The organism is Pseudomonas trivialis (assembly GCF_001439805.1).
In the GTDB taxonomy this organism is placed as follows: Bacteria; Pseudomonadota; Gammaproteobacteria; order Pseudomonadales; family Pseudomonadaceae; genus Aquipseudomonas; species Aquipseudomonas trivialis.
Genome location: NZ_JYLK01000001.1, coordinates 369,931 through 389,784, shown reverse-complemented (window position 1 = coordinate 389,784; position 19,854 = coordinate 369,931). Strand labels below are relative to the sequence as shown.

Genomic DNA, 19,854 nt, shown 5'->3' with positions numbered 1-19,854 from the left:
GCTTAATTGGCCGTCAGCCCCCGTGATTGGAGCGAACTGAACAAGGGCTCCAGGAACGCCTCGATGTGCCGCGCGCCCACGTCGGACAGGTGATTATCGTCGGTGTACAGCGCGCGCCCATTGAGTTCTACCCGGCACAGGCCGTCGGCGCCACACAGCTGGGGCGCCGGGTCCAGCACCCTTACACCGCTGTCGGCGGCGGCCAATTCGTCGAACAGGTTGGAGATGAATGCCTCGCGCGCCAGGTGCTTGGCGATCGGCAGTCCTTCACGGTCCACCGGCCGGTGCATCATGGCCAGGCGGCTGAGGCGGTACGGCACGATGATTTCCTGCAGCGGCACTTCCTTGACCAGCCACACACGGTGCCCCGCCGCTCGCAGGCCCTTGATGCGCGCGCGCATGCCGTCGGCGAAGCGTTGTTCGGCCACCGCGCGTACGTACTGGCCGGTGCTCGGGTCCTTGAGCGCGTGCTCCTTGTCACCCGACATCTGCCCGTACAGATACAGGCTCCAACGGGCGGCCAGCACCACATCGCTGATCGGCTGTTCGCTCATGGCTTTCTCGACGCGGCGATTGAAATGCGCGCAGCGAGCAATGTTTTCCAGGCCGTCCAGCGGCACGCAGCCGGCAAAACTGGCCTCCATCAGGCTGATGTCGTGCTTCTTTGCGCCGATTTCGAGCGCCGGGATCAACGCGGTGGCATGGCTGTCGCCCCACACCAACGCAGACACTGCCGGATTTTTCGGACCAAAATGACAGAACAGCCGCTCATCCGGCGTGTCCTTGTCTGCCATGCAGGCCATCAATTCGGGGCTCCACTTCTTCGCCTGGGCATACCGCAGCGCCTGCTCGGACAAGCGCGAAGGCACGCCATCAGCCTTGCGCAACGCCACGCCCGTAAGGCCGATGGACAGGATGCCGACCGCTGCCGCGACGAGAATCGCCTTGCGCGTCGCCAGCACCCGCTTTTCCCTGAAAGGCGTCTCCACAAAGCGCCAGGACAGATAACCCAACACCAGGCTCAGCAGCATCAGAGCGCCCAACTCCGTGGCGCTCAAGCCATCGACCGCCGCGTAGTTGGCGTACACGAATACCGGCCAGTGCCAGAGGTACCAGGAGTACGAGATAAGCCCCAGGCCCACCATCACCCTTGAGCTCAGCAGACGCCCCACCCAGGTGTATTGCTGCCCATTGGCCCAGATCAGTCCGACCACGCCGAGTACCGGCAGCAGCGCGGCGGTGCCGGGGAAGGCTGTCTGTGAATCGAAGCCGAATACGGCAATCAGGATCAACCCCATCGCCCCCAGGCTGACCCACTGGGCCAGGGCCGGTGAGGCGCGCCACTCACGCGCGGGCAGCACCGCCAGCATGGCGCCGGCGAGCAATTCCCAGGCGCGCAAATGCAACAGGAAGAAGGCTTTTTGCGGTTCGTGCTCCACCGCCCAGACGCTCATGCCGAACGACACCAGCAACACGCCGAACAGGGCCAGGCGCCAGTGCTTCAAGCGGCTTGAAAGCAGGGTCAGCAGCAAGGGAAAGAGGATATAGAACTGTTCTTCGACCGCCAGCGACCAGGTATGCAGCAGCGGCTTGATGTCGGACGCCGCCTCGAAATAGCCATGCTGGCGCGCAAACAGCAGGTTGGAGGTGAAGATCACCTGATAGTGCGCCGCCCGCCCCAGCTCCTCATAGTCTTTGGGCGCCAGCAGGAACCAGCCCGCCACCAGCGTCGCCACGATCATCACGAAGAGCGCTGGCAGAATGCGCCGGGCACGCCGCGCCCAGAACTCCACAAAACTGAAGCGCCCGGCCTGGCGTTCGCGCCAGATGATCGAGGTGATCAGGAAACCCGAAATCACGAAGAACACATCAACGCCAACAAAGCCGCCGGTAACGCCCGGCACGCCAAAGTGAAACAACACAACAGCCAGAACCGCGACAGCACGCAGGCCATCAATGTCTCTTCGGTAAGCAAGAACAGTCATAAATCAATGTCAGCCAGATACGAATGGGGATGAGCGTAGACGCACTCGTGTTTTTTTGTGTCTTAACTGACACGGATGCCGCGAACCGCTCATTTGTGACACAAAAAAATGGCGCCCCAAAGGGCGCCATTCTCACGGACCTGAAGTGTTATTTACGCTTCATCGACAAGAAGAACTCGTCGTTGGTCTTGGTGGTTTTCAGCTTGTCGATCAGGAACTCGATGGCAGCGACTTCGTCCATCGGGTGCAGCAACTTGCGCAGAATCCACATGCGCTGCAGTTCGTCGTCGGCGGTCAGCAACTCTTCGCGGCGGGTGCCGGAACGGTTGATGTTGATCGCCGGGAACACACGCTTTTCAGCGATACGACGGTCCAGGGGCAGTTCCATGTTGCCGGTACCCTTGAACTCTTCGTAGATCACTTCATCCATCTTCGAACCGGTTTCAACCAGCGCGGTGGCGATGATGGTCAGCGAACCGCCTTCTTCGATGTTGCGCGCGGCGCCGAAGAAACGTTTCGGTTTCTCCAGGGCGTGGGCGTCGACACCACCCGTCAGTACCTTGCCGGAGCTCGGGATCACGGTGTTGTAGGCACGCGCCAGACGGGTGATGGAGTCGAGCAAAATCACCACGTCCTTCTTGTGCTCGACCAGGCGCTTGGCCTTTTCGATCACCATCTCGGCAACCTGCACGTGGCGGGTTGGCGGCTCGTCGAACGTCGAGGCAACCACTTCGCCGCGCACGGTGCGCTGCATTTCGGTTACTTCTTCCGGACGCTCATCGATCAGCAATACGATCAGGTGAACTTCCGGGTTGTTGCGCGCGATGTTCGCGGCAATGTTCTGCAGCATGATCGTTTTACCGGCTTTCGGCGGTGCGACGATCAGGCCGCGCTGGCCCTTGCCGATTGGCGCACACAGGTCGATCACGCGACCGGTCAAGTCTTCGGTGGAACCGTTACCGGCTTCCATCTTCATGCGCACGGTCGGGAACAGCGGGGTCAGGTTCTCGAAGAGAATCTTGTTTTTCGCGTTCTCGGGACGATCGAAGTTGATCGTGTCGACCTTGAGCAGGGCGAAATAGCGCTCGCCTTCCTTCGGAGGGCGAATCTTGCCGACGATGGTGTCGCCGGTGCGCAAGTTGAAGCGACGGATCTGGCTCGGCGAGACGTAGATATCGTCCGGGCCGGCGAGATAGGACGCGTCTGCAGAGCGGAGGAAGCCGAAGCCGTCCTGGAGAATCTCCAGCACGCCATCACCGGAGATTTCCTCGCCGCTTTTTGCGTGCTTTTTGAGCAGGGAGAAAATCACGTCCTGCTTGCGCGAACGGGCCATATTTTCTATGCCCATTTCTTCGGCCAGTTGGAGCAGGTCGGTAATCGGCTTTTGCTTGAGTTCAGTCAGATTCATATAGGAATGACGTAATCATTTATGGAGGGGGGAAATTAAGCTTTTGGCTTAATGAGGCCGCGCCGCGGAGAAAGCGACAGGATCGCGTACTAATCGAAAAGGAATGCGTCGGCGACGGCTTGCAGGGGGCAGTGGAGAAACCAGTGCGGGGGCGAATGTACCACCTGAATTTCGGAGCGTCCAGCCCTGTTTTACGAAAAAGCCCCGTGATTTACGGGGCTTTTTTGACGACGCTTAGATGTTGGCGTCGAGGAAAGCTTGCAACTGGGACTTCGACAGCGCGCCTACCTTGGTGGCCTCGACGTTGCCGTTCTTGAACAGCATCAACGTAGGGATACCACGCACGCCGTGCTTGGCAGGGGTTTCCTGGTTCTCGTCGATGTTCAGCTTGGCAATGGTCAGCTTGCCTGCATACGTGGTTGCAATGTCGTCCAGGACCGGGGCGATCATTTTGCAAGGCCCGCACCACTCTGCCCAGTAATCAACCAGTACAGGGCCGGTGGCCTTGAGTACATCAGCTTCGAAGCTAGCGTCGCTAACGTGTTTGATAAGATCGCTGCTCATGGAAGTCTCCAGGTTGTAAGCAAAAAAACGTCGCCCATCATAGCCGCCCTTCCCCCGTTCAGGAAGTCGCCTCTGATTGAGTGTTGCTATGGCGGCGCATGAGTTTGGGTATGAGCCCCTCAAGGCGAGACGGGGGTCACGAAGGCAATCCCGGTGCGCAACGCTGCATTGCGTACGTGTTCCTGCATGGCTTTCTGCGCCGCCGCGCTCGCCCGCCGGGCCAGGGCGCGCAGGATCCTGCGGTGTTCCTGCCAGGTCTCCATGGCCCTTTCCGGCCGGATGAACGGTAGCTTCTGACTTTCCAGGAACACGTCGGCGCTGGTGCTGAGGATGCTCACCATTGCCTGGTTACCGCTGGCGAGCAGGATGCGCTGGTGAAAGTCGAAGTCCAGCCTTGCCGCCGCCTCGAAATCGCCGGCCCTGAGGACCTTGCGCATTGCCTCGACGTTATCTTCCAGGCCGTCAAGCTCATCGAGGGTCAACGTCATCGCCGCCAACCCGGCGGCGAACCCTTCAAGGGCATAGCGCAGTTGGAAGATATCCAGCGGCGTGGCCTGCGCCGCAAACGGCCAGGCAAATGCGGGCGACTCCTGCGCCCCTTGGACGAACACGCCTTTGCCCGGCTGCACGCTGACCACACCCAAGGCACTCAGTGACGACAACGCCTCGCGCAACGACGCACGGCTCACCCCCAACTGCAACGCGAGGTCACGCTGGGACGGCAGTGCATCGCCCGCGCAAAAGCCTTGCTCCTTGATCAGTTTGCGGATGGCCTGCAGGGCCGCTTCCGGTACGGCTTGGGCGATGGCATGCATAAAAAACTCAAGGTTCCAGTCAACTGAGCAGCTAGTTGTAAAGCTATTCCGGGCCGTCGGCAAGCCACGCCCCAAAGGGGCTCGCGCGGTTTCAGCGACGCCCGAAAAAGGTGCGAAAAGCCTGCAAACTGTTCAGACCAGTAAGACCACCCAAACTCAGCAAATCCCGGCCCCACAGACGATTCAGGGAAGGCTGGCATGGGCTGTGCAATCACGCACAGCAGTCAAATTCAGAAAATTCCTTCGCCCTTCCCGGAGAGTTGCCATGACCAAGCGCTGCAGCGCCCTGCTCACTGCCCTGTTTGCCAGCCTGATGCTGAGCCAGGCGCCCGCCCAGGCCAACGGTCTGGACGATATCGTCGCCCGTGGCACCCTCAAGGTCGCCGTACCGCAGGACTTCCCGCCGTTCGGCTCGGTCGGCCCCGACATGAAGCCACGCGGCCTGGACATCGACACCGCCAAGCTGCTGGCCGACCAGCTCAAGGTCAAACTGGAGCTGACGCCGGTCAACAGCACCAACCGCATCCCGTTCCTCACCACCGGCAAGGTGGACCTGGTGATCTCCAGCCTGGGCAAGAACCCCGAGCGCGAGAAGGTCATCGACTTCTCCCGGGCCTACGCGCCGTTCTACCTGGCCGTATTCGGCCCGCCTGACGCCGCCATCAGCACCACCGACGACCTCAAGGGCAAGACCATCAGCGTCACCCGTGGCGCCATCGAAGACATCGAGCTGAGCGCCGTTGCACCCAAGGAAGCGACCATCAAGCGCTTCGAAGACAACAACTCGACCATCGCCGCCTACCTCGCCGGCCAGGTCGATCTGATCGCCAGCGGCAACGTGGTGATGGTGGCAATCAGCGAACGCAACCCCAAGCGCGTGCCGGCGCTGAAGGTGAAACTCAAGGATTCGCCGGTGTACGTGGGCGTGAACAAGAACGAGCCAGCTCTGCTGGAGAAGGTCAACCAGATCCTGACGGCGGCCAAGGCCGATGGCAGCCTGGAAAAGAACGCACTGCAATGGCTTAAAGAGCCATTGCCTGCCGACCTCTGATACCACGGAGCTGAGTTATGGCGTATCAATTTGACTTCGTGCCGGTGCTGGCCAATACCGACCTGCTGTTGCGCGGCGCGCTGTTCACCCTTGAGCTGACGGCCATCGGCGCGATCCTGGGGGTGGCCTTGGGCATCGTCGGCGCGGTGGTGCGCGCCTGGAAGATCCAGCCATTCGCCTGGTGCTTCGGCGTCTATGTCGAGTTGATCCGCAACACGCCGTTTCTGGTGCAGTTGTTCTTCATCTTCTTCGGTTTGCCGTCCCTGGGGCTGAAAATCACCGAGTGGCAGGCCGCCGTGCTGGCGATGGTGATCAACCTGGGGGCCTACTCCACCGAGATCATTCGCGCCGGCATCCAGGCCATCCCCCGTGGGCAACTGGAAGCGGCGGCAGCGCTGGCGATGACGCGCTTCGAAGCGTTCCGCCACGTGGTGCTGCTGCCCGCGCTGGGCAAGGTGTGGCCGGCGTTGAGCAGCCAGATCATCATCGTGATGCTCGGTTCGGCGGTGTGTTCGCAGATCGCCACCGAAGAACTCAGCTTTGCCGCCAACTTCATCCAGTCGCGCAATTTCCGCGCGTTTGAAACCTATGCCCTGACCACCCTGGTGTACCTGTGCATGGCGCTGATGATTCGTCAGTTGCTCAACTGGATCGGGCGCCGCTTTGTGATGAGGAACGCCCAATGAGTGATTTTTCGTTCTGGGACATCGTGCGCAACCTGCTCACCGGCCTGCAATGGACGCTGCTGCTGTCGCTGGTGGCGTTCGTCGGCGGCGGCGTGATCGGCCTGCTGGTGATGACGATGCGCATCAGCCGCAAGGCCTTTGCACGCAACGTGGCGCGCGGCTACATCGAACTGTTCCAGGGCACGCCACTGCTGATGCAGCTGTTCCTGGTGTTTTTCGGCGTGGCCCTGCTCGGCGTGGATATCTCGCCCTGGCTCGCTGCCGCGATTGCCTTGACCCTGTTTACCAGCGCCTACCTGGCCGAAATCTGGCGCGGCTGCGTCGATTCCATTGCCCCAGGGCAGTGGGAAGCCTCGGCCAGCCTGGCGCTCAACCCGCTTGAGCAACTGCGCCACGTGATCCTGCCCCAGGCGCTGCGCATTGCCGTGGCACCCACCGTGGGGTTCTCGGTGCAGGTGGTCAAAGGCACCGCCGTGACCTCGATCATCGGTTTCACCGAACTGACCAAGACCGGCGGCATGCTCGCCAACGCCACCTTCGAACCCTTTATGGTCTATGGCCTGGTGGCCCTTGGTTACTTCCTGCTCTGCTACCCCTTGTCCCTCAGTGCGCGCTACCTGGAAAGGAGACTGCATGCCTCTGCTTAGAATTTCCGCCCTGCATAAGTATTACGGCGATCACCACGTCCTCAAGGGCATCGACCTGACCGTTGAAGAAGGCCAGGTGGTGGCGATCATCGGCCGCAGTGGCTCGGGTAAATCCACCCTGCTGCGTACCCTCAACGGCCTGGAGTCGATCAATGACGGTGTGATCGAAGTCGATGGCGAATACATCGATGCGGCACGCGCCGACCTGCGCAGCCTGCGGCAGAAAGTCGGCATGGTGTTCCAGCAGTTCAACCTGTTCCCGCACCTCACCGTTGGCGAAAATGTGATGCTCGCGCCCCAGGTGGTGCAGAAAGTGCCCAAGGCCAAAGCTGCGCAGCTCGCCAGGCAGATGCTGGAGCGCGTGGGCCTCGGCGAGAAATTCGACGCCTTCCCCGATCGCCTGTCCGGCGGCCAGCAGCAACGCGTCGCGATTGCCCGCGCACTGGCCATGTCGCCCAAGGTGCTGCTGTGCGACGAAATCACCTCGGCGCTGGACCCGGAGCTGGTCAACGAAGTGCTCAGCGTGGTACGTCAACTGGCCAGGGACGGCATGACGCTGATCATGGTGACCCACGAAATGCGCTTCGCCCGGGAAGTGGGCGACAAGCTGGTATTCATGCACCAGGGCAAGGTGCATGAAGTGGGCGATCCGAAGGTGTTGTTCGCCAACCCGCAAACGCCCGAGCTTGCCAACTTCATCGGCTCAGTGGAGCAACCGAGCTGATCAGCTCGAAACTTCCCTCGCCCTCCAGGCGAGTTTCGCTGCGCACGTCCAGGGCGTCGGCGGGCAGATCGGCATGAATATCGACTTGGGCGGTCAAGCGGCGACCGATCATCGGCATGCCGGCAACCCGTGCCATCAACGTCTGGCCGGGCATCAGTTGTCCGCCGGCAGGCTCGCCGGGCAAGTGCGCCGCCATCCACCCCACCGCATGCCCATCCAACCGGGCCTGTCTGAGGGTCAGGCGATAACGGCCCTGGCGACCAAACCTGAACCCCTGCCCATCGGCCGCGACGCCGATAAAGCGCAAGCCCATTGACGCAGGTTCGGTGCACACGACATCCAGGTGCAACGAGCGAGTAGCGAGCAGTCTCTGGTGACTCTCAGCGAGTGCTTCCCGGCGAATCGCACCGTAGTCGATGCTTGACCGGCTCAGCGACACCCGGCAGTTTTCGGCCCACGCGCCTGGCGCTGCCAGCGCTGTGCAAAGCAACGCGAGTGCCAGGCTCTGACGCTTAACGGCCATGGCATACCGCCGACGCAGTTTCATAGAATTTCTCATTATCAGGCTTGGCCCCGGGGTTGACGCGTAACAGACAGGAGGATGCATCCGGCATCGAAACGTGCAGGCTTTGCGACTCACTGACGTCATTGAGGAAAACCATGCCCTCACCCACCACGCTGGTCAGGAATCGATTGTCCTTGCCGAATACCGAAGCACCCTGCGGCAGTGGCCGTCCGTGCTGGTCAGTCGCGGTGATCAACAGGCGACGTACTTTGACCACGTCGAACTTCACCGCATTGAAGGAACCACGCCCGGCAGCCAGTACCTGTGTGCCGTTCTTCAAGTCGACGCGCTTGGGCAGCGACGGGGTCCGCACCTCGACTCGACTGTTGGTGTAGGCCGGCAAGCCCGCAATCACTGCTTGCCCGCTGAAGTCGGTCCATACCGGCCCTTGTGGGGTCTCGACTTTGGCAGCGCCAATGTCGCCGACCGAAACGATTCCGAATGTGTCCTGCACGGCATAGGGCGAGAAGGTCAGTCCATTGGCGTGAGCCACCACGCCGCCTTGCAACTGCCCGGTATAACGGGTGCCCTGCGGGTCTCGGCTGATACCCAGACCGACGCGGGTATAGCGCGGCAACAGGTCCACCTGCCCGCGAACCGATTGCTCGCGAGCATTGATATCGCGCTCGACACCCACCTCATAATTCACGTATTCGTTCACCCTTTCGCTGAACGCGGAGCCCGCAGTGAACTGATCCCCGCGACGACTGGCGTAACTGCTCACACGGCGATCACCGCCCAGGGGCACGCTGATCTGCAGCCTTACGGAAAGGTCATTGTTCAGCGACCTGTCCCTCCCGCTGCGGGCAGATGTGGCATCCCGGTCGCTTCGCGTCCCGCCGACTTGCGAGTCCGCAACCAGCACGACGTCGGCATGGCTGAACGACTTGTTCCACGAGGCAAACACATGCTCGCTCGCTCGCCCGTCAAACTGGGCGCTGCGGGTATAGCCCGCAGAGAACGCCCCCAGCTCGGGATCGGCCCAGCTCATGCCTGCGGTGTATTGATTCTTGAAGCGCGACTCCAGCTCTCCCGCCCCGAACGAGCGGCCCGCCTCAATGACTTCTCGATAGCCACGGGTTTGAGTGGTTGCACTGACGTTGACGTCAATCGTGGCGAACAGTGGGCTGCTGACAGTGACGCTGCTGCGTCCGCCTGAGACTGCATTTTTGCTGTCACGGGACAAGTTTTGACGACCCACCAACGATACTCGCTGGAAAAATATACTGCTCAGGGTGCCCCCCGCCGCCCAATAGTCATCGGTACCCAACAGGCCAAAGCCGGCAGACGAGTCGCGCCCCAGCCCCCAGGTGCCGCTGCCCATTGCGACGACCGGTGTCGGCCCCTTTTCACCCGGCCCCTTGCGCAGTTTGCCAGCCGAAAAGTAGTAACCGGACGCCACCGGGACAGCCCCGGCGAACGAAGCCGCCGGCACGACGAAATTGCGTCTCGCACCCCGCACGTCGATCACGCTGACCTCAAGGTCACTGATGCCATTGAGCAACGGCAGCCCCGTCAGCCGGAAGGGGCCTTCCGGCACAAGCGTGGCATGGATCAACACGCCCGACTGGCGCACTTCAATCCTCGACTGGCTATGGGCCAGGCCCTCGACGACCGCATTGTTGCTGCCAGCTGGCGTGCGCGACTGGCCGTCCGGTGAAAACTGCAGCCCGGACAACTGGATGCCGCCGAACAGCGGATTGTTGCTGGAGATCTGGCCCACCTGAAAAGTCGATTGCAGCGTGGCGATATCGCGCTGGGCAAAGGCGAACAGATGCTCGATGCGGGCTTTGCCGTTGTCGGAGACGTAGAACTGGCGGCTGCGCACAATCCAGTCGTCCAGGTTGAAACCGGCCTCGGTATAGGCCGACACGAACCGGCTGGGCCCATTGCGCGAGCGGCTGTCAAACCCCAGCACGTCATAGTTGAACAAGGCCGCGACGCCGCCCTTGGAAAAATGCCCGGCTGCCCACTCGGGCTCACGCAAGGATTGGGTCGGTACCACCAGCGCCACCTCATCCGTGCCGGGGCGCAGCCTCACCATTGTGGTCGGGAACGCGCCGAGGAAGTCATGACACGCCTGCTCCGGCGTGGCGCCTTCGAGGATAATCGCCTCGGGTTTTACCAGACCGGCTTTTTGAAGCAACCCACTGGTGAAACACAGTCGACCCTCCTGGTCGAACCGCGCATCCACCAGTCCCAGCGGGTTTCCATTCACGCGCAGGCCCACCACCTGGACGCCTTCGCGAAAGCGCGCCGCGCTGCGAAAGTAGTCGGAGACCCTGGGATCAATACCGTGAGCCGTCAATGCCGCGAGATCGAACCCCTCACCGAGCTGCAGCGCCGACGCCGCGCCAGGCAAACTGCACAGCGTCGCGAAGCCGATGAACAGTGATGACCCACGCGGCCAGACCGATGTCGCAATGCGGTAAGGCGACGTCCGTTTCATAGGTCGATCAACCCCCATTGGCATTGATCGGCGCCCGGTAGTGTTCTACCGAAAAGCCATAGACCGTGGCCGGCTGGATCTGCACCTGTGCCACGTTGCCCAAGGCGCCTTCGACCTTCGCCGTCAGCGCCTCACCCGGCAGGATATAGCTGCGTGGCAAGGCCGCCGCGACGCCCTGTGGCAGCAACTGTAAATCCGGCGCGAGGCGTACCACGTAGGCGCTGTCGTTGTGAACCGTCAGACGCTCCCCCACCCGCTTCCACGTCAGCAGCTCCCAGGGCGCGTGGTGCCGAGGAAGGCCTTGAGGATGCAGGATCAGCGGTAAATTCTGTCGAAGGGTGATACCGATGGTTGCGGCGCCCGCGTCTCGCGCCTGGGGAATGCCCTCAAAGGACACTCGCTTGAGCCGTTGCGTCTTGAGTGGAACCTTGAGGGTGCCGATAAAACGCACCAGTTGCGTGTCGCCTGCCTCTAACCGCGCAATGGGCGGCGTGACGATCAGTAGCGGTTCAGAATCCTCGGGTACATTTTCGATGACCGAATGCAACAGTGCAGCGCCAGCATCGGTGTTCTTGATCGTGATGGTGGCTTCGCCCTCTTCTTCATAAAGCACTACCACGGTCGTTTCCGGGAGCATGCCGTCCGCCGTGGCAACAGCGGTAAAAAAAAGACAAACACTGGCACAGCACAACAGCGCATTTCTTATTAATGGAAGCCTAAGCACTCACTATTCCCCACAACCGATAAAGTTGATCATTGACCGTCAAGCGCCCACGGAAAAGCAGCCAATAACAGATTGATTTTTTATTGACTGCCTTTCAGTTATTTAGATGTAACTCAATACAAGCGTGGCGCGGCCATCAATGGAAATGTCGCGACTCAGGTCCAGGTTCTGGGCTCTATTGATCACGGCCTTGATCGCAATGGTGCCGCTCAATTGGTTGATCGAAGCAGGTGCGAGAATCGTGGCGTTGCGCCACGAATACTGGTTTGGCGATTGAGCAACTTTGCCATCGCTGGACTGCCACGCCCCGGCGCCGCTGCGCATGATGGGATACAACGCAATACCGGAAGTGCGCAGGTCCCGCAGAGTGATCGAATAGCCACCCGTTCGCCGCCCGCCCACGGCACCCAGGCCAAAATTCTGCGCTTCGCTGAACCCGCTACCGAGGATACCTGCCACCTTGCTGCCGGCTTGCAGGTCGGTAAAGGAAATCCCGAACCTGGCCGGCGTGGCCCCACAATTGACCACCAGCGAGGTACTGCGCTCCTCGCGCGGATTGAACGCTGCCTGGGAAAGCTCGCCGGAGCGAATGGTGCCGTAGTCGATAATGCCGCTGCCAGCCAGACTCAGGTTGCAGGCGGCGGGGGTGATGGTGCCCCTGACGACCAGTTGGGCACTGGTGGTTGCCTGGGCACTGATGGCCCCGGTCAGACATACGGTAGCGAGGATCAATCCAACAATATTTTTCATGTTTGTCCTGTCACTTAAAGTTATCAGGCGCTCTTTATTCGTGTTTCGGCGACTCCATCGCTCAACGCTTTATCTTCCAGGACATTAAAACAATAAATAAATAACACCCAGGCAGAATTGCCGGGTGACAGTCTGGCGGTTCGGCGCTTCGTTAGAGAATCAGACAAACCATCCGTACTTGTGGGAGAGCGGAAGATAAGTGGCTGCTCGGCTTCTCAAGTGACGTAGTACGGAATAACAGAACGACTGAAACTTTCGCCCCTCTACCGTGAGAGTAGTCCGAGATGACTGGACGCCACGACACGGTTGAAACCCCCTTACCGTGTTGGCAGCCTCTTCCTACCCAACGCTCCCAAAGACTCCTACATATGCCACGAAAAATCCCCACAGACAGCCTTGGGGAAATTACTGAGGCACAACGCGTTGGCGCCAGCGGTCGATCGTGGCACGATGGCAAGGTTATCGACCGAGACCCCCAAACCATGCCGCAATCCCAAGCCAAGAATCTGTCCCTGATCGCCGCCATAGACCTGGGCTCCAATAGCTTTCACATGGTCGTGGCCAAGGCCCAGAACGGTGAGATCCGCATCCTTGAGCGGCTCGGCGAAAAAGTGCAGCTGGCGGCCGGCATCGACGACGCGCGCCAGCTCAACGAAGAATCCATGCAGCGCGGGCTCGATTGCCTCAAGCGCTTTGCCCAACTGATCAATGGCATGCCCCTGGGCGCGGTGCGCATCGTCGGCACCAATGCCCTGCGTGAAGCGCGCAACCGTGGCGAATTCATCCGCCGCGCCGAAGAAATCCTCGGGCATCCTGTGGAGGTCATCTCCGGCCGTGAAGAAGCGCGCCTGATCTACCTCGGCGTGTCCCATACCCTCGCGGACACACCCGGCAAGCGCCTGGTGGCGGACATCGGTGGCGGCAGTACCGAGTTCATCATCGGCCAGCGATTCGAGCCACTGCTGCGTGAAAGCCTGCAGATGGGTTGCGTCAGCTACACCCAGCGTTATTTCAAGGACGGCAAGATCACCCCGGCGCGCTATGCCCAGGCCTACACCGCCGCGCGGCTGGAGATCATGAGCATCGAGCATGCCCTGCACCGCCTCACCTGGGATGAGGCCATTGGCTCCTCCGGCACCATCCGCGCCATTGGCCTGGCCCTGAAGGCTGGCGGCCATGGCACCGGCGAAGTGAATGCCGAAGGCTTGGCGTGGCTCAAGCGCAAGTTGTTCAAGCTGGGCGATATCGAGAAAATCGACTTCGACGGCATCAAGCCCGACCGCCGCGCCATTTTTCCGGCCGGCCTGGCGATTCTCGAAGCGATCTTCGACGCCCTCGAGCTGCAACGCATGGACCACTGCGACGGCGCCCTGCGTGAAGGCGTGCTGTACGACCTGCTGGGCCGCCATCACCACGAAGACGTGCGCGAGCGCACCCTCACGTCGTTGATGGAGCGTTATCACGTCGACCAGGAACAGGCCGCCCGCGTGGAGCGCAAGGCGCTGCATGCGTTCGACCAAGTGGCGGCCGACTGGGACCTGGAAGACGGCGTCTGGCGCGAGCTGCTGGGCTGGGCCGCCAAGGTGCATGAAGTGGGCCTGGACATCGCCCACTACCATTACCACAAGCACGGCGCCTACCTGATCGAGCACTCGGACCTCGCCGGCTTCTCCCGGGAAGACCAGCAAATGCTCGCGCTGCTGGTGCGCGGCCATCGCCGTAACATTCCCAAGGACAAGTTCGCCGAGTTCGGCGACGACGGCATCAAGCTGATCCGCCTGTGCGCGCTGCTGCGCTTTGCGATCCTGTTCCACCACATCCGTGGCACCCAGGAAATGCCCCAGGTCACCCTGCGCGCCAACGGCGACAGCCTGGACGTGGTGTTCCCCAAAGGCTGGCTGGACGAGAACCAACTGACCCAGGCGGACTTCGCCCAGGAAGCCGAGTGGTTGACGCGGGTGGGGTTCAGCCTGAACCTGCGCTAAGGCACATCACAAAACAAATGTGGGAGGGGCTTGCCCCCGATAGCGGTGGATCAGCCAATGAATCTGTTGACTGACACACTGCAATCGGGGGCAAGCCCCTCCCACATTTTCGGACCTTATTGCCTGTTAGTTCACCGTCAGAATCGGGCTGCCCAACCGCTCCAGCAACGTCGCCTGCGCGCTGCGCGGGTTCTGGTTGCCGGTTGGCGTGTTGCGCACGTAACGGCCGTCCGACTGCAGGCTCCAGCTGTGGGTGTTATCGGTGAGATAACTTTCCAGCTCCTTCTTGACCCGCATGATCAGTTTCTTGCCCTCTACCGGGAAGCAGGTCTCCACGCGCTTGTCGAGGTTGCGCTCCATCCAGTCGGCGCTGGAGAGGAACATCTGTTCTTCACCGCCGTTGAGGAAGTAGAACACCCGCGTGTGCTCCAGGAAGCGGCCGATGATCGAGCGCACGTGGATGTTGTGTGACACCCCGACGATGCCCGGGCGCAGGCAGCACATGCCGCGTACCACCAGGTCGATGCGCACGCCGGACTGGCTGGCCTTGTACAGCGCGCGAATGATCTTCGGATCGGTCAGCGAGTTGAACTTGGCAATGATGTGCGCCGGCTTGCCGTCGAGGGCAAACTGGGTCTCGCGGGCAATCATGTCGAGCATGCCCTTCTTGAGCGTGAACGGCGCGTGCAGCAGCTTCTTCATGCGCAGGGTCTTGCCCATGCCGATCAACTGGCTGAACAACTTGCCGACGTCTTCACACAAGGCATCGTCGGAGGTCAGCAGGCTGTAGTCGGTGTAGAGCTTGGCGTTGCCGGCGTGATAGTTGCCGGTGCCCAGGTGCGCGTAACGCACGATCTCACCGGCCTCGCGACGCAGGATCAGCATCATCTTGGCGTGGGTCTTGAAGCCGACCACGCCATAGATCACCACCGCGCCGGCCGCTTGCAGGCGGCTGGCCAGTTGCAGGTTGGACTCTTCGTCAAAGCGCGCGCGCAGCTCGATCACCGCAGTGACTTCCTTGCCGTTGCGCGCGGCGTCGACCAGCGCGTCGACGATTTCCGAGTTGGCGCCGGAACGGTAAAGGGTCTGGCGCACAGCGAGCACATGCGGGTCCTTGGCGGCCTGACGCAACAGGTCGACCACCGGCGTGAACGACTCGAACGGGTGCAGCAGCAGAATGTCCTGCTTGCTCACCACGCTGAAAATGTTCTCGCTGTTTTGCAGCAGCTTGGGGATCTGCGGGGTGAACGGCGTGTATTGCAGCTCCGGGTGACTGTCCAGGCCGGTAATGCTGAACAGCCGCGTGAGGTTGACCGGGCCATTGACCTGGTACAACTCGGACTCGGCGAGGTTGAACTGCTTGAGCAGGTAGTCCGACAGGTGTTTGGGGCAGGTGTCGGCCACTTCCAGGCGCACGGCGTCACCGTAGCGGCGCGAAAACAGCTCGCCACGCAGAGCGCGGGCCAGGTCTTCGACGTCTTCGGAATCCAGCGCCAGGTCGGCGTTACGGGTCAGGCGGAACTGGTAGCAGCCCTTGACCTTCATGCCCTGGAACAGGTCATCGGCGTGCGCGTGGATCATCGACGACAGGAATACATAATTGTCGCCAGCGCCCCCCACCTCTTCCGGTACCTTGATGATGCGTGGCAACAGGCGCGGCGCCGGAATGATCGCCAGGCCCGAGTCGCGGCCGAACGCATCGATGCCTTCCAGCTCGACGATGAAGTTGAGGCTCTTGTTCACCAGCAACGGGAACGGGTGCGTCGGGTCGAGGCCGATGGGGGTGATGATCGGCGAAATTTCGTCGCGGAAATAACGACGCACCCAGGTCTTGATCTTGGTGGTCCAGTGACGACGACGGATGAAGCGAACCTGATGCTTCTCCAGCTCCGGCAGCAGGATGTCGTTGAGGATCGCGTACTGGCGGTCTACATGACCGTGCACCAGCTCGCTGATGCGCGCCAGCGCCTGATGCGGCTGCAGGCCATCGGCGCCGGCCTGTTCACGGGCGAAGGTGATCTGCTTCTTGAGGCCGGCCACGCGGATCTCGAAAAACTCGTCCAGGTTGCTGGAGAAGATCAGCAGGAACTTGAGCCGCTCCAGCAACGGGTAGGACTCATCCAGCGCCTGCTCCAGCACGCGGATGTTGAATTGCAGCTGTGACAGCTCGCGATGGATGTACAGGCTGCTGTCATCCAGGTTGGTCACCGCGGCCACCGGGGCCGGCGCAGGCGCATCGGCGACCACGACAGGCGGGGCCGGCTCGAACTCCGGCGGGGTCTCGGCGACTTGTTCAACCACCGGGTGAGCGTCTTTTACGGCAACTTCGGTAAGTCCTTCGGTATTCATCGCGTGTTCCTGTGAGGGCTATTGTTGCTCTCTAAGCAATTGGGCTGCGCGGGCGGCAAAATAGGTCAGGATGCCATCGGCCCCGGCGCGTTTAAAGGCAGTCAGGGATTCCAGGATTACCCCTTCACTCAACCATCCATTCTGTATCGCCGCCATGTGCATGGCGTATTCGCCGCTGACCTGATAGACAAAGGTCGGCACCTTGAATTCCTGTTTGACCCGGTAAAGGATGTCCAGGTACGGCATACCGGGCTTGACCATCACCATGTCGGCACCTTCAGCGAGGTCGGCCGCCACTTCGTGCAGGGCCTCGTGGCTGTTGGCCGGGTCCATCTGGTACGAGGCCTTGTCGGCCTTGCCCAGGTTCAGCGCCGAGCCCACCGCATCGCGGAACGGGCCGTAATAGGCGCTGGCGTATTTGGCCGAGTAGGCCATGATCCGCACATTGACGTGGCCGGCCAGCTCCAGAGCTTCGCGGATCGCCTGGATGCGACCGTCCATCATGTCCGACGGTGCCACCACCTGGGCACCTGCTGCGGCGTGGGACAAGGCCTGTTTGACCAGCGCATCGACGGTGATGTCGTTCTCGACATAACCGTCCTGATCCAGAATGCCGTCCTGACCATGGGTGGTGAACGGATCAAGCGCCACGTCAGTGATGATACCCAATTGCGGGAAGCGCTCACGCAGGGCGCGGGTGGCGCGCTGCGCAATGCCTTGCGGGTTCCAGGCTTCGGCGGCATCCAGGGACTTGAGTTCAGGCGGCGTGACGGGAAACAGCGCCAGCGCCGGGATCCCCATCTCAACCCACTGCACCGCTTCTTCAAGCAGCAGGTCGATGGTCAGGCGCTCCACACCCGGCATCGACGCCACCGCTTCCCGGCGGTTTTCACCGTCGAGCACAAACACCGGCAGGATCAGGTCATTCGTCGTCAGCACATGTTCACGCACCAGGCGGCGAGAAAAATCATCACGACGATTGCGGCGCAGACGAGTGGCGGGAAACAGGCGATTGGCAGGGGTAAAGCTCACGACAGACTCCTGAGCCCGTGTCACGGGCGAGCGTTGCAGTTATAAGCGGCCATTATGACGAAGGAATGACAGTTGTGCTTATCGACGCAACCTGTGGGCACATTCGTCATTCGCGTAAGAATTGTTCACTTCGTGACACATCTCGATACTTTCATGAATCTTCGTGAAGGCGTAGGCTGCGCGTTCATTTCGCCAGCACCCAGACCATGCTTCAACAATTTCTGCATGACTTCGGCTACTTTGCCCTCTTCCTCGGCACGTTCTTCGAAGGTGAGACCATTCTGGTACTCGCAGGCTTCCTGGCGTTCCGTGAATACATGGACATCAAACTGGTGGTGGTGGTGGCCTTTTTCGGCAGCTACGCCGGCGACCAGCTTTGGTATTACATGGGCCGCAAGCACGGCCGCAAATTGCTGGCGCGCAAGCCGCGCTGGCAGTTGATGGGCGACAAGGCCCTGGAGCACATCCGCAAGCACCCGGATATCTGGGTGCTGAGCTTCCGCTTCGTCTACGGATTGCGCACGGTGATGCCCGTGGCAATCGGCCTGTCGGGGTACCCGCCGCTGCGCTATCTGGTCCTCAATGGCATTGGCGCTGCGATCTGGGCTGCCGCGCTGGGCGCTGCGGCCTATCACTTCGGTGCCGTGCTCGAAGGCATGCTGGGCAGCGTGAAGAAATACGAGCTGTGGGTACTCGGCGCCCTGCTTCTGCTGGGCGTTGTGCTGTGGCTGCGACGCCGCTTCAAGAATGCGCGTATCGCCCGCGAAGAATGCGCCCAGGCCAAGGCCCGAGAGGCGGCCGAACCCGCGTCAGTCGAAACGCCTGTCGAGCAAACCGACCGCAAATAATGAACACCCCGCCGCCGCTGCGATCCATCTAGAAAGCGCTCGGGGCGAGGCGGCTGGTTACCCGTCGATCGCCATCCAGCGCCATCAACCAGGAGAAATGCCCATGAGCAAAAAAATTGCAGTGATCCTTTCCGGCTGTGGCGTGTACGACGGCGCAGAAATCCAGGAAAGCGTGATCACCCTGCTGCGCCTGGATCAGCGCGGCGCTCAGGTCCAATGCTTTGCTCCGGATATGGCGCAGTTGCACGTGATCAATCACCTCACGGGCGAAGAGATGCCCGAGTCGCGCAATGTGCTGGTGGAGTCGGCGCGCATCGCCCGTGGTGAGGTCAAGGACATTGCTGAAGCCAGCGCCGCCGACTTTGACGCGCTGATCGTGCCGGGCGGGTTTGGCGCGGCGAAGAACCTGTCGAATTTCGCCCTGGAAGGCGCCGCCTGCAGCGTCAACCCACAGGTACTGGCACTGGCCGAAGACTTTGCCGAAGCCGGCAAGCCAGTAGGCCTGATCTGCATCTCGCCAGCCCTGGCCGCGAAGATCTATGGCCCGGGCGTGACCTGCACCATCGGCAACTGCGCCGACACCGCCGCCGCCCTCGACAAGATGGGCGCCACGCACCAGGAATGCGCGGTGGAAGATATCGTCGAGGACAACGCGCGCAAGCTGGTGAGTACACCTGCCTATATGCTGGGCAAGAACATCAGTGAAGTGGCCTCGGGCATCAACAAGCTGGTGGATCGCGTGCTGGAACTGACCCACGAGCACGACTGACGGTCAGGACTGACGCATCAGTTTGGTCAGGATACGGTCCAGTGAGTTGGCGAACGCCTGTCTGTCCTTCTCGCCATGGGGCGGTGGTCCGCCGCCCATTTGGCCTTGTTCGCGCAGGTCGGTGAACAGGTTGCGCACCGCCAGCCGTTCGCTCATGTTGGCCGGGCTGAATTCCTTGCCACGCGGGTCAAGGGCGGTGACACCCTTTTTCACCAGGCGGTCGGCCAGAGGCACGTCACTGCAAATCACCAACTCGCCGGGCGCGGCGTGTTCCACCAGGTAGTCATCCGCCGCGTCCGGCCCGCTGGGCACCACGATCAGCTTCACGCAGGCAAAGCCTGGCTTGATCTGACTCTGCCCGGCCACCAGGACCACGTCGAACTGGCGCTTGAGGGCGAACTTTACCACCTGATCCTTGGCTGCCCGAGGACAGGCGTCGGCATCGATCCATACGCGCATACAGCATCTCCACACATGCAATTGTGGGAGCAAGCCCCCTCTTA

18 protein-coding genes are annotated in these 19,854 nt (G+C 61.3%); 7 read left to right on the top strand and 11 right to left on the bottom strand.

Annotated features, from left to right (window positions below; translation table 11 throughout):
• Positions 1-2: 2 nt before the first annotated feature.
• From TU79_RS01760 to TU79_RS01745, 4 genes are all read right to left on the bottom strand, one after another.
• Positions 3-1,985 (bottom strand): acyltransferase family protein, encoded by a 1,983-nt coding sequence (locus TU79_RS01760; protein WP_057006420.1) that lies wholly within the window; start codon positions 1,983-1,985, stop codon positions 3-5.
• A gap of 148 nt (positions 1,986-2,133) precedes the next feature.
• Positions 2,134-3,393, bottom strand: a complete 1,260-nt coding sequence (rho, locus tag TU79_RS01755) for a transcription termination factor Rho (protein WP_003176825.1) — start codon at positions 3,391-3,393, stop codon at positions 2,134-2,136.
• A 234-nt stretch (positions 3,394-3,627) separates the two neighbouring features.
• The gene (gene trxA / locus TU79_RS01750; RefSeq protein WP_003234832.1) at positions 3,628-3,957 is read right to left on the bottom strand and encodes a thioredoxin TrxA; all 330 of its coding nucleotides are present in this window, start codon (positions 3,955-3,957) and stop codon (positions 3,628-3,630) included.
• Positions 3,958-4,076: 119 nt separating this feature from the next.
• Complete coding sequence (locus tag TU79_RS01745; protein ID WP_057006419.1) at positions 4,077-4,772, bottom strand: FadR/GntR family transcriptional regulator; 696 nt, start codon at positions 4,770-4,772, stop codon at positions 4,077-4,079.
• Positions 4,773-5,037: 265 nt separating this feature from the next.
• Between TU79_RS01745 and TU79_RS01740 the strand changes: the two genes are divergently transcribed.
• Genes TU79_RS01740 through TU79_RS01725 form a run of 4 tightly spaced genes read left to right on the top strand, consistent with a single transcriptional unit; the run spans position 5,038 to position 7,880 of the window.
• A complete protein-coding gene (locus TU79_RS01740; protein ID WP_057006418.1) occupies positions 5,038-5,823 on the top strand; it encodes a transporter substrate-binding domain-containing protein in 786 nt (261 codons plus the stop codon).
• A gap of 17 nt (positions 5,824-5,840) precedes the next feature.
• Complete coding sequence (locus TU79_RS01735; RefSeq protein ID WP_003234839.1) at positions 5,841-6,509, top strand: amino acid ABC transporter permease; 669 nt, start codon at positions 5,841-5,843, stop codon at positions 6,507-6,509.
• Complete coding sequence (locus TU79_RS01730) at positions 6,506-7,156, top strand: amino acid ABC transporter permease (protein ID WP_057006417.1); 651 nt, start codon at positions 6,506-6,508, stop codon at positions 7,154-7,156. Before TU79_RS01735 ends, TU79_RS01730 begins: the two co-directional genes overlap by 4 nt.
• Positions 7,143-7,880, top strand: coding sequence for an amino acid ABC transporter ATP-binding protein (locus TU79_RS01725; protein ID WP_057006416.1), 738 nt, complete (start codon positions 7,143-7,145; stop codon positions 7,878-7,880). Before TU79_RS01730 ends, TU79_RS01725 begins: the two co-directional genes overlap by 14 nt.
• Here the strand turns inward: TU79_RS01725 and TU79_RS01720 are convergent.
• From TU79_RS01720 to TU79_RS01705, 4 genes are all read right to left on the bottom strand, one after another.
• A complete protein-coding gene (locus tag TU79_RS01720; RefSeq protein WP_057006415.1) occupies positions 7,852-8,403 on the bottom strand; it encodes a DUF1120 domain-containing protein in 552 nt (183 codons plus the stop codon). The two genes, TU79_RS01725 and TU79_RS01720, sit on opposite strands and share 29 nt — an antisense overlap.
• On the bottom strand, positions 8,393-10,894 hold the full coding sequence (locus TU79_RS01715; protein ID WP_057006414.1) for a fimbria/pilus outer membrane usher protein: 2,502 nt from the start codon (positions 10,892-10,894) through the stop codon (positions 8,393-8,395). The genes TU79_RS01720 and TU79_RS01715 overlap by 11 nt, the downstream gene beginning before the upstream one ends.
• 7 nt (positions 10,895-10,901) lie before the next feature.
• Positions 10,902-11,588: a fimbria/pilus chaperone family protein gene (locus TU79_RS01710; protein WP_211263078.1), complete on the bottom strand. Its 687-nt coding sequence runs from the start codon at positions 11,586-11,588 to the stop codon at positions 10,902-10,904.
• A gap of 132 nt (positions 11,589-11,720) precedes the next feature.
• Complete coding sequence (locus TU79_RS01705; RefSeq protein WP_057006412.1) at positions 11,721-12,368, bottom strand: DUF1120 domain-containing protein; 648 nt, start codon at positions 12,366-12,368, stop codon at positions 11,721-11,723.
• Positions 12,369-12,850: 482 nt separating this feature from the next.
• Between TU79_RS01705 and ppx the strand changes: the two genes are divergently transcribed.
• A complete protein-coding gene (ppx, locus tag TU79_RS01700) occupies positions 12,851-14,353 on the top strand; it encodes an exopolyphosphatase (RefSeq protein WP_057006411.1) in 1,503 nt (500 codons plus the stop codon).
• Positions 14,354-14,479: 126 nt separating this feature from the next.
• On the opposite strand, the gene ppk1 is transcribed toward ppx, so the two are convergent.
• Entirely contained in the window at positions 14,480-16,702 is a 2,223-nt protein-coding gene (ppk1, locus tag TU79_RS01695) for a polyphosphate kinase 1 (protein WP_057006410.1), read from the bottom strand.
• Between the two features lie 18 nt (positions 16,703-16,720).
• A complete protein-coding gene (hemB, locus tag TU79_RS01690) occupies positions 16,721-17,734 on the bottom strand; it encodes a porphobilinogen synthase (protein ID WP_057006409.1) in 1,014 nt (337 codons plus the stop codon).
• Positions 17,735-17,940: 206 nt separating this feature from the next.
• On the opposite strand from hemB, the gene TU79_RS01685 reads away from it, so the two are divergent.
• Both TU79_RS01685 and elbB read left to right on the top strand, forming a co-directional pair.
• Entirely contained in the window at positions 17,941-18,582 is a 642-nt protein-coding gene (locus TU79_RS01685) for a DedA family protein (RefSeq protein ID WP_057006408.1), read from the top strand.
• A gap of 103 nt (positions 18,583-18,685) precedes the next feature.
• A complete protein-coding gene (gene elbB / locus TU79_RS01680) occupies positions 18,686-19,351 on the top strand; it encodes an isoprenoid biosynthesis glyoxalase ElbB (protein WP_057006407.1) in 666 nt (221 codons plus the stop codon).
• A gap of 3 nt (positions 19,352-19,354) precedes the next feature.
• Here the strand turns inward: elbB and TU79_RS01675 are convergent, their stop codons facing one another.
• The gene (locus tag TU79_RS01675; RefSeq protein WP_057006406.1) at positions 19,355-19,810 is read right to left on the bottom strand and encodes a YaiI/YqxD family protein; all 456 of its coding nucleotides are present in this window, start codon (positions 19,808-19,810) and stop codon (positions 19,355-19,357) included.
• Between the last annotated feature and the right edge of the window lie 44 nt (positions 19,811-19,854).

Coding starts and splice junctions, on each gene's coding strand:
- TU79_RS01760 (WP_057006420.1), bottom strand. CDS start 1,985: ATGACTGTTCTTGCTTACCGAAGAGACATTGATGGCCTGCGTGCTGTC.
- rho (WP_003176825.1), bottom strand. CDS start 3,393: ATGAATCTGACTGAACTCAAGCAAAAGCCGATTACCGACCTGCTCCAA.
- trxA (WP_003234832.1), bottom strand. CDS start 3,957: ATGAGCAGCGATCTTATCAAACACGTTAGCGACGCTAGCTTCGAAGCT.
- TU79_RS01745 (WP_057006419.1), bottom strand. CDS start 4,772: ATGCATGCCATCGCCCAAGCCGTACCGGAAGCGGCCCTGCAGGCCATC.
- TU79_RS01740 (WP_057006418.1), top strand. CDS start 5,038: ATGACCAAGCGCTGCAGCGCCCTGCTCACTGCCCTGTTTGCCAGCCTG.
- TU79_RS01735 (WP_003234839.1), top strand. CDS start 5,841: ATGGCGTATCAATTTGACTTCGTGCCGGTGCTGGCCAATACCGACCTG.
- TU79_RS01730 (WP_057006417.1), top strand. CDS start 6,506: ATGAGTGATTTTTCGTTCTGGGACATCGTGCGCAACCTGCTCACCGGC.
- TU79_RS01725 (WP_057006416.1), top strand. CDS start 7,143: ATGCCTCTGCTTAGAATTTCCGCCCTGCATAAGTATTACGGCGATCAC.
- TU79_RS01720 (WP_057006415.1), bottom strand. CDS start 8,403: ATGGCCGTTAAGCGTCAGAGCCTGGCACTCGCGTTGCTTTGCACAGCG.
- TU79_RS01715 (WP_057006414.1), bottom strand. CDS start 10,894: ATGAAACGGACGTCGCCTTACCGCATTGCGACATCGGTCTGGCCGCGT.
- TU79_RS01705 (WP_057006412.1), bottom strand. CDS start 12,368: ATGAAAAATATTGTTGGATTGATCCTCGCTACCGTATGTCTGACCGGG.
- ppx (WP_057006411.1), top strand. CDS start 12,851: ATGCCGCAATCCCAAGCCAAGAATCTGTCCCTGATCGCCGCCATAGAC.
- ppk1 (WP_057006410.1), bottom strand. CDS start 16,702: ATGAATACCGAAGGACTTACCGAAGTTGCCGTAAAAGACGCTCACCCG.
- TU79_RS01685 (WP_057006408.1), top strand. CDS start 17,941: ATGCTTCAACAATTTCTGCATGACTTCGGCTACTTTGCCCTCTTCCTC.
- elbB (WP_057006407.1), top strand. CDS start 18,686: ATGAGCAAAAAAATTGCAGTGATCCTTTCCGGCTGTGGCGTGTACGAC.
- TU79_RS01675 (WP_057006406.1), bottom strand. CDS start 19,810: ATGCGCGTATGGATCGATGCCGACGCCTGTCCTCGGGCAGCCAAGGAT.